This is a genomic window from Bdellovibrio sp. GT3 (genome assembly GCF_037996765.1).
Classification (GTDB): domain Bacteria; phylum Bdellovibrionota; class Bdellovibrionia; order Bdellovibrionales; family Bdellovibrionaceae; genus Bdellovibrio.
In genome coordinates this window covers 321531-334096 of the sequence record NZ_JBBNAD010000004.1, presented here as the reverse complement: position 1 = coordinate 334096, position 12566 = coordinate 321531, and the positions used below count along the sequence as shown (strand labels likewise).

Annotated in this window: 14 protein-coding genes and 1 tRNA gene; 7 read left to right on the top strand and 8 right to left on the bottom strand. The window is 47.1% G+C overall.

Annotated features, from left to right (window positions below; genetic code table 11):
* Positions 1-98 precede the first annotated feature (98 nt).
* Together AAAA73_RS03235 and AAAA73_RS03230 are read right to left on the bottom strand one after the other, a co-directional pair.
* Positions 99-644 carry a hypothetical protein gene (locus AAAA73_RS03235; protein ID WP_340596725.1) on the bottom strand — a complete coding sequence of 182 codons (546 nt, stop codon included), beginning with the start codon at positions 642-644 and terminating at the stop codon, positions 99-101.
* An 84-nt stretch (positions 645-728) separates the two neighbouring features.
* Positions 729-1502: an AMP nucleosidase gene (locus AAAA73_RS03230; RefSeq protein WP_340596724.1), complete on the bottom strand. Its 774-nt coding sequence runs from the start codon at positions 1500-1502 to the stop codon at positions 729-731.
* 79 nt (positions 1503-1581) lie between these two features.
* Here AAAA73_RS03230 and AAAA73_RS03225 point away from each other — a divergent pair, with 79 nt between their 5' ends.
* Positions 1582-2466: a pirin family protein gene (locus AAAA73_RS03225; RefSeq protein WP_340596723.1), complete on the top strand. Its 885-nt coding sequence runs from the start codon at positions 1582-1584 to the stop codon at positions 2464-2466.
* 11 nt (positions 2467-2477) lie between these two features.
* On the opposite strand, the gene AAAA73_RS03220 is transcribed toward AAAA73_RS03225, so the two are convergent.
* Positions 2478-3206 carry a transglycosylase SLT domain-containing protein gene (locus AAAA73_RS03220; protein WP_340596722.1) on the bottom strand — a complete coding sequence of 243 codons (729 nt, stop codon included), beginning with the start codon at positions 3204-3206 and terminating at the stop codon, positions 2478-2480.
* A gap of 236 nt (positions 3207-3442) precedes the next feature.
* Between AAAA73_RS03220 and AAAA73_RS03215 the strand changes: the two genes are divergently transcribed.
* Positions 3443-3518 (top strand) — tRNA-Arg (locus AAAA73_RS03215).
* A 112-nt stretch (positions 3519-3630) separates the two neighbouring features.
* Positions 3631-4701 carry an alkene reductase gene (locus AAAA73_RS03210; RefSeq protein WP_340596721.1) on the top strand — a complete coding sequence of 357 codons (1071 nt, stop codon included), beginning with the start codon at positions 3631-3633 and terminating at the stop codon, positions 4699-4701.
* Positions 4702-4756: 55 nt separating this feature from the next.
* Here AAAA73_RS03210 and AAAA73_RS03205 read toward each other — a convergent pair whose 3' ends face one another.
* The 3 genes from AAAA73_RS03205 to AAAA73_RS03195 all read right to left on the bottom strand — a co-directional run bounded on the left by AAAA73_RS03205 (position 4757) and on the right by AAAA73_RS03195 (position 8376).
* Positions 4757-6043, bottom strand: coding sequence for a helix-turn-helix transcriptional regulator (locus AAAA73_RS03205; protein ID WP_340596720.1), 1287 nt, complete (start codon positions 6041-6043; stop codon positions 4757-4759).
* Positions 6044-6118: 75 nt separating this feature from the next.
* Positions 6119-7036: an ACP S-malonyltransferase gene (locus AAAA73_RS03200; protein WP_340596719.1), complete on the bottom strand. Its 918-nt coding sequence runs from the start codon at positions 7034-7036 to the stop codon at positions 6119-6121.
* A 2-nt stretch (positions 7037-7038) separates the two neighbouring features.
* Positions 7039-8376: a ferritin-like domain-containing protein gene (locus tag AAAA73_RS03195; protein ID WP_340596718.1), complete on the bottom strand. Its 1338-nt coding sequence runs from the start codon at positions 8374-8376 to the stop codon at positions 7039-7041.
* A 263-nt stretch (positions 8377-8639) separates the two neighbouring features.
* Here AAAA73_RS03195 and AAAA73_RS03190 point away from each other — a divergent pair, with 263 nt between their 5' ends.
* A complete protein-coding gene (locus AAAA73_RS03190) occupies positions 8640-9329 on the top strand; it encodes a hypothetical protein (RefSeq protein ID WP_340596717.1) in 690 nt (229 codons plus the stop codon).
* On the opposite strand, the gene AAAA73_RS03185 is transcribed toward AAAA73_RS03190, so the two are convergent.
* Positions 9330-9677, bottom strand: coding sequence for a KH domain-containing protein (locus AAAA73_RS03185; RefSeq protein ID WP_340596716.1), 348 nt, complete (start codon positions 9675-9677; stop codon positions 9330-9332).
* A 144-nt stretch (positions 9678-9821) separates the two neighbouring features.
* On the opposite strand from AAAA73_RS03185, the gene AAAA73_RS03180 reads away from it, so the two are divergent.
* Genes AAAA73_RS03180 through AAAA73_RS03170 form a run of 3 tightly spaced genes read left to right on the top strand, consistent with a single transcriptional unit; the run spans position 9822 to position 11894 of the window.
* Positions 9822-10280, top strand: coding sequence for a hypothetical protein (locus AAAA73_RS03180; protein WP_340596715.1), 459 nt, complete (start codon positions 9822-9824; stop codon positions 10278-10280).
* A gap of 20 nt (positions 10281-10300) precedes the next feature.
* On the top strand, positions 10301-11458 hold the full coding sequence (locus AAAA73_RS03175) for a beta-ketoacyl synthase N-terminal-like domain-containing protein (RefSeq protein WP_340596714.1): 1158 nt from the start codon (positions 10301-10303) through the stop codon (positions 11456-11458).
* Entirely contained in the window at positions 11442-11894 is a 453-nt protein-coding gene (locus AAAA73_RS03170) for a hypothetical protein (protein WP_340596712.1), read from the top strand. The genes AAAA73_RS03175 and AAAA73_RS03170 overlap by 17 nt, the downstream gene beginning before the upstream one ends.
* Here AAAA73_RS03170 and AAAA73_RS03165 read toward each other — a convergent pair.
* The gene (locus tag AAAA73_RS03165; RefSeq protein WP_340596711.1) at positions 11891-12532 is read right to left on the bottom strand and encodes a TPM domain-containing protein; all 642 of its coding nucleotides are present in this window, start codon (positions 12530-12532) and stop codon (positions 11891-11893) included. The genes AAAA73_RS03170 and AAAA73_RS03165 overlap by 4 nt on opposite strands.
* Positions 12533-12566 lie beyond the last annotated feature (34 nt).

Here is a 12566-nt window from a genome sequence, read left to right as displayed (position 1 = left end):
GCGTGAAAAAAGGTGAAAATCACAGGATCAACTCTACAAAGTCGAATCATTCTTGGGTTTTTCGATTCGACTTTGTGTACCCAGCTGACAGCCAGAAATTATTTATACGCTGATACATCCACTCTAAAACCACCTGGTTTTTTCCAGAAATACTTATTACTGGCCACGATTCGGATGGACGCAATCGGACGTGTTTGTATGTACGCGGTTCGTCTTGAGCCCGCGATCAACTCCCCTTCCAACTGAGTTTCGTAGCGAGAATCTCCATAGTCAGCGTACGTAATAATCACTTCTTTGATTTTCACGTTATTTCTGGTGCCCGTCAGACTGATGTTACTTACATGGCGCCAAGTGCTATTTGGATAGAAAATGAATGCACGTTCCTTGAATCGCCCCGTATCACCGGCCCCGAGACTGTATTCACGAACCTCATTGGATGGTGGCTGAGGCTTTTGGGGTGGCTGAGGGTTCTGAGGAGGCTGCTGAGGCGGCCTTGGAGCAGGAGGTTGCGGTTGCTCTGGCTGTTCGGGCTCCTCTGGCCATTCTTGTCCTGGAGGATCATCCGGGAGTGGCATGGGAAGATCTTGCTCGGCATGGGAGAAAGAGAAAGTAAAAACGGTCAAAAACAAAACTATCCACTTCATGGCGCTGGCCTCCTATTCCCAACAAGAAAATAAAAAACCAGCGCGCCTATCAATCATTGAAAGGCGCGTTTGTCAGAAAACAGATTAATCGAAACGCAGATGCTTTACGGACTCACCGGAGTCACGCAATTCACGAAGTGCGTCGATACCGATGCTGATGTGCTTATCCACGTAATTTGACGTCACTTTTTTGTCGCTCTCTTCCGTTTTGACTCCATCTGGAATCATTGGGTTATCAGAAACCAACAACAAGGCACCGCGAGGGATTTCGTTAACGAAACCGGTTACGAAAATCGTGGCTGTTTCCATGTCCACAGCCATGGCGCGAGTGCTGGTCAAATAGTCTTTGAATTTATCGTCATGTTCCCACACGCGTCTATTCGTTGTGTACACAGTCCCCGTCCAATAATCGCAGTTATGTTTCGCGATCATCGAGGAAACAGAACGCTGCAAACGGAAGGATGGCAAAGCCGGAATTTCAGCGGGAAGGTACTCATTACTAGTCCCCTCGCCACGAATCGCCGCGATCGGCAGGATAAAATCACCCAATTGGTTCTTCTTTTTCAAACCACCGCACTTGCCCAGAAACAAAACGGCCTTTGGGTTGATTGCAGACAACAAGTCCATGCAGGTAGCGGCCAAGGCTGAGCCCATACCGAAGTTGATAATCGTGATATTTTCAGCCGTAGCAGATTGCATCGGGCGGTCTGCACCACGCAGTGGCACATCGAATTTTTCTGCAAACATTTTCACATAGCCGCTGAAGTTCGTAAGCAAAATGTATTGCCCGAATTCATTTAGAGGTACGCCCGTGTAGCGAGGCAGCCAGTTATCAACGATTTCCTTTTTTGTTTTCATTCTTGTCCTTAACTTTTCTATCGTCAGATGAATTGATCAAGGATAGCATGGTTTTTGTCTTCAGAAAAGGGGCATTAACATGAGCGTCACTGAAAATAGCATCTTGATGGAAATTCCTCCACGTTTGATCTCATTAGGAGGAGGCTCTGAAGTACATCGCATGATTCCCTATGCGAAAAAACGCATGGTTGGCCCCTTTATCTTTTTTGATTATTTTCCGGCAACGGAATTTGGCCCGCAGCAAGGTATTCACGTGCGGCCCCACCCTCACATCGGCCTTTCGACCTTAAGTTATCTGCTTGAAGGCCAGGTTCTTCATCACGACAGCTTGGAAAACAAAGTGCTGCTGAACCCCGGCGATGTGAACTGGATGACTGCCGGAGAAGGCATTTCGCATTCTGAAACCACTCCGGCCAACCTTAAGGACATTCCGCACCGCTTGCACCTGCTGCAATTTTGGGTGGCCCTGCCTCTTTCAGAGGAAGACCGTAAACCCAGTTTCAATCATCACCCCAAAGCGTCCATTCCCCGTTTTAAAGTGAAAGACGCCGATGTGGTTTTGATTGCGGGTTCCGCGTTGGATCACGCCTCCCCGGTAGAGGTGTTTTCGGATTTGTTTTTCATGGATGTACGATTGAAATCCGGCAAGGAGTTTTATTTTGATCCGCGCGGAGATGAGCTTGCGTTTTACATTCTAAAAGGCAGCCTGAAAGTTGGCGACAAAGTGATCCCTCCGGATGATTTTGTAGTGCTAAATCAAGGCTCCGCCCTGCATGTCTTTGCCGCAGAGGATGCGCAATTCATTGTTCTGGGAGGAACTCCGTTCCCGGAACCACGACACATCTATTGGAACTTCGTTTCTTCATCGAAGGAAAAAATAGAAAATGCGAAAACGAAGTGGGCTGACCGTTCGTTTCCGCAAGTTCCAGGGGAACCTGATATCATTCCCCTGCCAGAAAATTGACAGACAAGTTATTACTTACAGATCGAGATTGCTTTCGTTCCAGCCACGATTTTCGCATAAGGCGAATTCGTGGATCTTAAGACCGACCAGTAACGGGCTCCGCCCTTCCAGCTGCCACTGACTTTACCAGCGATGCGAGCGTCGCGTTCCATCCAGCGATTCAGGATGCGAATACCGCAGGCAAGATTCTTATAGGGGTCATGCACTTCGTTGGCATTTTTGAAACCACATCCGTAGGCATTGCCACTTTCGATTGAAAGCTGCAGCAGACCGCGGCTTACCACACGATTGCCTTTACTGTCGTTGAAGGCTTCGGTGTAGGCTGTTGCCGGTTTAAAGTTACTTTCGTAGCGCACCATTTGGGACATCAGATAAGTCCAAAACTCTTTACGCTCCTGATAAGACAGGGAGTTGTATTTTGGACAGAACGTCGTCGCATCCGCCGGTTTTACGTCCAACAGATCCTGACCCAGCACTTCTAGTTGTGCATCAACGTAATCAGTCCATTTTTTACCATCAGCATGAGCGCTTTCCCAAAGTGGCGTCACTTGACGATCTGTGGTTGGCTCAGATGGCGTTGGTGACGGAGACGGACTTGGTGATGGTGTCGGAGTCGGTTTTGGCGTCGTCACTGGTTTTTCTGAAATGGGAGGCTTTGCCATTGCAGCCGCTTGGTGAGCGGAAAAGAAGGTTGCAAGGATTGCGGATAAAATAGTGATTTTTAGTTTCGCGTTTGTCATGCCGATGAATTCGGCCCGCTCATATTTAGACTTTAATGAATTTTTAAGTGTCGAAGTACTAGGCTAAAACTTCATTGAAAAGCGTCCAAATTGTCGTCAAAACCCCGACCACCAAGGGTTTCACGGCAACACCCCACATCCCTTTGGTCGCGGCCACGGGGCATTTTGCCACCCGCGGCACATCACGCTATCAGTTGATTTACAAGAAGCATCTTTGTTAGTCTGTTTGCCATTGTGCAGTCGTAGTTCAATGGATAGAGCACTTGGCTTCGAACCAAGGGGTTGCAGGTTCGAGTCCTGCCGACTGCACCATCTTTCGCCAAGGCTTCGGCTTGTCGGGTCTCCTGATTAATTCAATACAATCTTGCCTTTTCTGAAAACGTTATCAGTATTGGTACTGAATGATTTCTCGAAAGGACCGCCAATGAATCGACTGCTATTTCAACCTGTGCAAATGGGGCGTATTAAACTTTCCAACCGAGTGGTTATGGCGCCGATGACCAGGTCTCGCGCCATTGGGAATCTGGCTAATGATATGATCGTCAAATATTATGCAGATCGTGCTTCTGCGGGATTGATCATCACAGAAGGAATTTCACCCTCACCAAATGGTTTGGGATATGCGCGCATCCCGGGTCTTTATACTCAGGAGCAGGCAGCAAGCTGGAAAAAGGTCACTGATGCAGTTCACGCCAAAGGTGGGCATATATTTGTGCAACTGATGCACACGGGTCGTGCCTCTCATCAGGATAATCTTCCGAAGGACGCGAAGGTCCTTGCGCCGACGGCGACTGCATTGAACGGAAAAATTTGGACCGACACAGCTCAACAGCAAGTTTATCCAACACCGCAAGAAATGACGACAGAGCAAATCAAAACAGCAATTCAGGAATTCATTAAGAGTGCAGAGTTGGCAATTCAGGCCGGTTTTGATGGAGTTGAACTTCATGGCGCCAATGGATATTTGATTGAGCAGATCCTGAACCCTAATGTTAACAAGCGCACGGATATGTATGGTGGCTCGCCGGAGAACCGCATGCGGTTTGTTCTGGAAATCTGCAAAGGAATCGCAGAGAAAATCGGTGGTGACCGTCTGGCAATTCGTGTTTCCCCGTACGGCGTCTTCAATGATACGGGTGCATTTGATGGCATCAATGAATTCTACATGACCCTAAGCCAGAAGCTTTCTGACTTGGGACTGGCCTACATCCATGTTGTGGATCATAGTGCCATGGGTGCTCCACCCGTCAGTCCTGAAATCAAACATCTGATTAAACAAAACTTTAAAGGACTGTACATCACGTCCGGTGGTTACGATGAAGCCCGCGCCGAACAGGATTTACAAGAAGGCAATGGCGACCTGGTCGCTTTTGGTCGCCCTTTCATTTCAAACCCGGATTTGGTGAACAAACTGAAGGAAGGCAAAGCACTGACCCCTTCAGATCCCACCACTTATTACACTCCTGGTGATAAGGGCTTTAACGACTACAACTAATATTTCCGCTGAGTGAAGTTTGATACTTCGCTCAGCTTTTTTTACGTGCGAAATTTTAGAAATAATAGAAGTCCGAAACTTCCTGAATGGAAACTTCAGAGCGATTTTGCAACTGCTCCAGCAACTGCAGAGGACGTTGCACTTGATGTAATTCGAAATGCTCTTTTGCGGCAGCAATCATACTGGCACGAACTGTATTCATACCCGGATGGACTTTTGCCAAAAGGACCCCATCCAAAACCGCAGCTGCCCAGAGATGAGTTGCGTGGCGGGTTTTATAGAGCCGCTGCACCATTGACACTCTGGCCTCGTCATAGCGACCGGTCAAAACAAAATAGATGAATTCAGCTTGAGCCAATTGCGGGCAGAATCGATCAATTTGACTTGCACGTTGAGTGGCGCGTGCTTTTCCAAAATACTCGCGGGATTGTTCAGCACTTTTCCCGGTGAACACTGCCAACATTCCCTGAAAGTAGTTAGTAAGAAGCAATCCCCGACTCCACCCCAGAATTTCCGCCGTGCGCTTCAATCGACGAACGGTCACTTCAGCTTGAGAGTAGTCTTTAACTCTAAGGTAAATATACATCAGCATGACGTAGGACCACGCAATCAAGAGTCCAAGATCGCGGGATCGCTGCTGATAGGAAAGTAAAATTCCCCGGCGAAGTTCCAGGATGGCTTCGTCATTTTTTCCCTGATGCATGTGCACCCGGCCCAACACATAAGAGTGTTCCGCGACGATACTTAAACGGGTTTCTTCTGAAAAGAAACCCGCAGAGGAATCCAATTCAGATAATGCCTTGGGAAATTCCCCCAGCGTTTCATTCAGTCGTGCCATCCAAACCAGAATATTGGCGCGGATTTCATCTTTGGAAAGACTTTCGGCAATCTTGTAGGACTTATTCAAATACAGTTTTGCTGATCGAAACTTACCCAGGTAAAAAGAACTGATGCCGATATTACGGCAAACAACCATCTGCTGCTCGGACGGCAATGTCTCCAGTTTCACACCCTTCAAAACTTGGCGGTACGAGGACCAGGTATCCTTCAACCTGGTCTGATCGAAATGCTTTTCAGAGCAGAACTCTGCCAGAGCTTTATTCACCGGGCGGATTTTCAAATTAGGCAGGTCGCGACGAATCGTCGATGGACAAACATCCAAAACTCCACCAATGCGTTCAACTGTCTCGGGCTTCACTTTCATGATGGTGTGATTCAACCATCTCTGAACTGTTTTGGTGGAAACGCTCAGTTGAGCAGCCAAATCAAAGCGCGTCAGTTGCTTGCTTCGCAACAACTCTTTCAGTGCATCGCCATCGATTTCGACAAACTCAGAACCCATGAAGATAAGCATACTAATTGCCGGTTTTTTTTATAGTCTAGTTTGCATGTCGTCGGCTTCGCGTTAAATCCGAGTTTAATCTAAAACTTCAAACGCCTCGCAGGTCTCGACTTCAACAGGAATATCGCGCATCAGACCGGAAAGACTTCTGCAGGGCCCGACATTAATGAACTTGCGAATGCCCTTATCCCGAACCAATCGCTGGACTGCTTCAGACCAGTGAATAGTGCGTGTAATACTTAGAAGAAACTCCTCTTTGATTATCTTCGGATCTACCAATTCCTGAGCACTTAAACTTGAGAAAATTGGGATTTGAGGAGTATGGGTGCGGACATGAGCAAAGTCGCTTTGGACCGCTAAGACGTAAGGCAGGATGTAACGTGAATGGGCAGGATAATCTAAAATATTCATAGTATTCCAACCCTTCTCACGTGCACGCTCTTCCACTTTTTTCAAATCGGCATAACGTCCGCCGATATTCAAAAATCGTGGCGTCAGGCATGAAACATCGACCTGCACTTCATCAAACCACGCATAGTCATCGGCTTGAAATGTATCCCCTTTAGGAGCCAGCACACCGATATTGCGACCGATCTGATCGATCCCATCAATTCTTTGCGTGAACCAAATATGATTGTAGATGGCGTCCTCAAAACTATACGCACCAGCAAATACCGCACGGGCAAGATCCCCTAGGGAGCAACCCATCACCCAATCCGGTGATGCGCCCAATTTTTCCCGCAGTCTCTCGGCCACACCGGTTTGAATACAGCAAATCGCCACCGCAGCCAGGCTGATATTTTGAATGGAATAGATCTCTTCGGTTGGCAGCTCCAAAAACTCCTTGAAGTTGAATGTTCTGCCAAAGCGAGTGGCAATTATGTCTTCGGCTTTTGCAAAGTACTGTTGCACTTCCGGCAAATGTGAAAAACGATTGCGGTCTGATTTTCTGATCAGGGCGTTCAACCCTGGAAATATGTATGCGGTAGCCACGATTACATCTCCATCACTGCGACTTGTTCAGCGACAACTGATTCCGACGGAAGTGCGGAAAAGGCTTTTGCATAAGGTGGCATGAAGGAATCCTTGCAATCGAACTCCTGCAGAATTTGAATCACACCAGAGGCCGTGCTCTCGAATATTTCCTCTTCCATTTGGCGCACAAATTTCAGAGTTTCCGGGTTGAGCATATTCCGTTCATTAAGGCTGGCATTCACCATCTGGGTGTGCTCGGCCTCGTCTTCCAAAATCTGCGAAACGATATAGGCGACACCGACATTGTCGGTCCACTTCACCAACTCGCTGTAGTGTTTAAAAACCCGCATTTCGAGCCCCCAGGCACCGTACAAATACAACATCTCGGGGTCCTTCAATTCACGCACCAGCGCACTGAAGAATCGTCCCAGATATCTTTCCATTTTTCTATTCAGACGATGTTCAAGTTCTTTGTAACCAGGAACCGCGAGCCAGCGTCTACGATCCAATAAAACAGAACGTTGCAAAAGCTTCGCGTGGCGCATTTCATCTTCTACATGGGCAGGCATCTGCTCAGGCAATGGCAAATTGCGGGAGGTGAATTCGCGCTGCATGTGGATCGCTGCATTGGATTCAGAAAAACTCAGTGCCTGAACCCAGGCCACGGTGGCAGCAGGTCGCTCCCCCAACATCCACGCCAGTCTGGTACTGGCTTTACTGCCAGTGTTCGGTGTTGTTTGGGATTTTTTATAAATTCGAATCAGATCTGTCATGCGCTGAACCATGCAGCGGCACATTTCTTTTTCTATCAGCTGCAATTGCTGCAACGACAATTGATCTTCCTCTGACAATAACTCACGAAACTTTTTTCCCAACTGAATGTGGGCCGTCTCGTCTTTTAAGACTTCACTCATGGCTTCACGAATATGCGGGAAGCGAGTCGCCGGAATGTAGGAGGAGTAAATCTGAAACGGAAACTGTTCGATCGTGATCGCGCCATGAACATAGGCCGCGAAACGGTTGTTGGCCTGCAAGAGCACGGGATTTCCGAAAAAGCTTTTGGTGAAGGACTCCGTCATCGCACAGAGGCGCGTGCGTAAATCTCTTTCCGCTTCGCTGGCAGGCTCCTGAACAGGACGAATTCGCGCGATCACGTCGCGGTGACGGTATTCATCACCGGCGTGAGACCTGATCTCTTCGACAAACTCCTCAGGCGTTGATAGTGAAATGTTTCCCAGAATCTGTTCGGCCGCCAGATGTTCCATATGGGCCATTGCCGTCAGCCAGGCAGACTCAACGTTTGCGTCATCAGTGATTTCACTCATTAGATCTTGAATGGTGTTTGCAAAGCTTTTCATATGGATGCCATAGCATAGAACAACTTGTTGTACTTACTGCCATGACATTTGCGAAATTATTTCGTGCTCCAGAACAATGCCGAACAAAAAGTTAACGAGGGACCTCCGTATTCGCGGCGCAGCAAATACTGCGTACAGATCGAAATGTCCACAAATCTCATGCAGTTTCAAATAGCTTCCCACTTCGACGTCAATTATGGATTTTATTGACCCCTTTCGGGTTCCTGACTAGGCCTTATCAGGTATCTAATTAAGGAGTTTAAATGAAAAGTCTATTGTCCCTTTTTACACTGACCCTACTGACTGCAACAGCCACTCATGCTTCAACAACGACCGTTCAAGGTAACTGGGGCGTTGATCAAATTAACTGGCAAATCAATACGACTGAGCAAGGCCAGACTTGGACTCTGCAATCAGGCAGCACTACCAAACAACTACAAATTCAAAACAAAGACGCTGCGACGTCCACGATCTCTTCTGCTGACGGCTCAACGGCACTGAATATTGCTCAAAGCAATTCCGGCACTTCAGTGCAAGGCCAATTGGACGGTCGCACTGTTGATCTTGCCATCGAGCACACGAATAACGGAACTCATTGGTTTAAAGGTGTTTTCAAAAACCACCGCCCGTCCTTAAGAATTGATGTTCCGACAGAGGAGCGTAAAGAAGGTCGTGCGACCGGATTCTTCAAAAATGAACTTGCAGACCTGTATATGATCCGCAAGAACGATGGGTATTGGTTCAAAGGTTACATGAATGGCTACTGGATTGATGTCGCCATCAAAAGATCCGGCAACACTTACAGTCTGGAAGGCGCATATCTAAGCAAGAAGATTTCTTTGCTGGCAACTACTGATGGTTCCATTGATGATGTCATCGAATATTTGCTATTGGATATGCCCGTTCCTAATTCTGACTTTTTGAATTTAGGTTCAATGGAGCAGGCTGAATAACTACCCAGCTTCCGCGGCGAAATAAGGGACTTCAACGATCGAGCGAATTCCGTGACGTGCGGTCAACGCCAATGAAATCGTGCGAAGTCCAGCTATCATCTTTCCGCGGGAACCCAGGATTCTACCGAAGTTCCTGCGCGAACATTCGATTTTAAAGATGGTCGTGCGCTCACCTTGCATAATGTTGACAGATACTTCTTCTGGATGGTCCACAATCAACACCAAGATCTCTTCAAGCTTCTTGCGTGTCGCCTCCAGAACCTCACTTTTGTTCGATACAAAGTTGAGGTCAACAACGTTGGATTCCCGTCCAACATCCTGATTTGATTTACGAATAACGATTGGCATCCTTCTCTCCTGATGACTCATTTCTTCTCCGTTTTTTTCTAATGTTTGATTACATTTCGGAAATATTCCATGGAATTAAATAGAACCTGAGAATGACTAGCCTCTGTCCACCGTGTCCACCATACTGGAAAAAGAGGAGATGCCATGAAACTACTAGCGACGACTATCTCAATACTTTCCATCACACTTGCGGCCCATGCCGAAAAAGAAAAAACTCAGATTCCTTTCAAGTCTGATTTCGGCAACTACGAAATCACTGGTTGCGCAGGCCAAACGTTCCAATTGGATTGCAAACTAAAGTCAGTCAGCATTGATTCAATTCAAAATGCAGAGACCGTGAACTTCACCTTCAAATCTGAAGATGGAAAAATCGTGAACAACAACATTGAAGTCATGGCTAATGACAAATTCACCAGTGAAGACGATGTTTCTGTGTTATCTGTCGCAAAAAGAAAAAATACCAGCAACTGGAGTGAGGAATCACAAGAAATCACGCTGGATAAGTCAGATGCAAAGCAATGGACTCTGAGCTTCGCCGTCGTTCGCGAAAACCTTGGTAAATCCGTAAAACGACAAATTGAATATAAAATTAAGAAAAAATAAACTCGTTTTGGAGGTGCCATGTGTACATCCAAAACTATTCTTGCATAACTGCGGCAGGTGCTGGCACACCTGCCATGATGACGGCACTTTACGGTGGAGTTGATTGCTCGACAGCCGGCGAAAGTGGCGGCAGAATTTGCTACCTCAATAAAGATCCACGAAAGCTCCACAGCTATACTGAAATCTTCGTAAATGCATTTAAGGAGTTAATCTTTCCACTACGCGAAGGCTTATCCAAGGAAGCCTACACCGACCTTACCAAAGGGCGCGTGGTTCTGATTTTCGCCTCCAACAAGGGAGCTCTGGAGGATTACATCTGGAAAGCCACCCCTGAAACCATTCGTGAATTGCCCGACCCCTACTTTGAAATTCTAAAATACTTCCAGGAAAACGCAGTGGAATTGGAGTGGGTTTTTGATTGTTCCATTGGCAACGCCAGTATTTCCAGCCACGCCGCCCTCGAATACGCACAGGACCTGTTTGCGAGCAAGCGCGCTGAATATGCGCTGATTGTTTCCGGCGATCTTATTGGACCGTTTGTGGAAAAGGGTTATCAGTCTTTGAATTTGCTGACGCACTCCAAATGCAGACCTTTTTCAGAAAATGCGGATGGACTGCAATTAGGGGAAGCCATGGGAATGGTGCTGCTGTCGCGGGAGCGCAAATCGGCCGAGGATATAAAATTACTGGGCGTCATCACCAAAACTCAGGGCTCATCGACATTTCCACCTGTCCTGGACAGTCAGGCACTATTGGAAACACTTAAAGACTTAAACACCTCCTCGCCCCTGCACCCGGATCTTATTCTTGCTCACGGCTCCGGAACAAAGCCTTCCGACAGCGCTGAGGACCGTGCTCTGACTGAATTTCTGGATTTCATCAAAGATTCCGATGTGCCAATCACCTCGACAAAATGGTGTATTGGCAACACGGAGGGTGCCTGTGGCCTGATGGATCTTATCGCCGCCTGTGAAATTCTGAAAACACAGAAAGTTTTTAAAATTCACAACACCAGTAAAAAGGACGACTCCCTCAAGGGCCGGTATCTTCTCTCGTCAGATGCCATGAGTACGGACACCAAAATTCGCCAAATATTAATGACCACACTGGCCTTTACCGGAATCTATGCCGCTTGCGCCGTGGGTATCGAAGAGAACGATCATGAAAATTCAAATTGAAATTCAAAATCGCCCCGAACCTGTATGGAAAGATAAAATCCCCGAATGGGAAAAGTTAAGCGAAACCAGCTACGCCTTTTGCGAAGCCATTCATCAATGGGAATACTTGAAAGAACGACCACGTCCCGATGTAATTTTTCTGGCCATCCCAAAAGGCTGCAATCTTGCGGATTTCGAATTTGTGGCAGACGACGCAAAAAATGCTCATAAATTTATTTTCACATTTCCCAACATGAACGCTTCCATCATTATGCAGATGCTGGGCTTCAGCGGTCGCGTCCTGTGTTTCAGCAATGGGGAAAAAACGGCAGAGTTTGCCATCAATGAATGCAAGGAAATGGAAAAGGCCGAAAAAACCGCGTGGCTTTTCACCAGTCCGGCTGAGCTTGACGATGGGAAACGAGTTGTATTGTTCTCGTCCTATCCGGCAAGTTAGCGGATCACCAGATTGTTTTTCAACTGATTGTGGCCGCCATCGGTGTGAGGAAAATGCTCATGCAAGTGTTTACCACAAGATTCTATGGCCACGGTGAAGCCCTGGGCCCAGCTTCCTGAGTGCAGCTGTTCACTGAATTTGGCAAGAACGTCGTTCCAGGTTTCCGGAGGAAGTTTGCTATTAATCCCTTCGTCCGCCAGGATCACTGCTTTTCTTTCCATCACAGAAACGAAAATCAAGATACCCGTACCTTTTTGAGTGCGATTGATTTTATTAAGATAAAATTCCAATTGAGCGCGCTGATGGACCTGAGAAAGCTCGTCCTTTTCAGGTACGAATATCTTCTGGATAAAATGAATTCGCGCCAATGCAAAAGAAAGATAATAAACGGCCACCACTAAAAATGGCCAGACATACACCCATGGTGTCGTCCATAACAAATCTGCAAATGGAAGTTCTGCGATAACCAGTATCAACAGCAGTAACAACGTTAACGTCATTGGAATATGCCCCACAGAGGAGGAACTCTTCACAATCACAGGAACGATTTCGCCGTCTGTGTGTTCTTCGACCACGTGAATGGTTTCAGAAATCTGCGCAATCTCTTTGTCGGAAAGATATTTATTAATCCATGCCATCGCTCACTCCAAACCCTTGCGCTTAAGTGTGCGC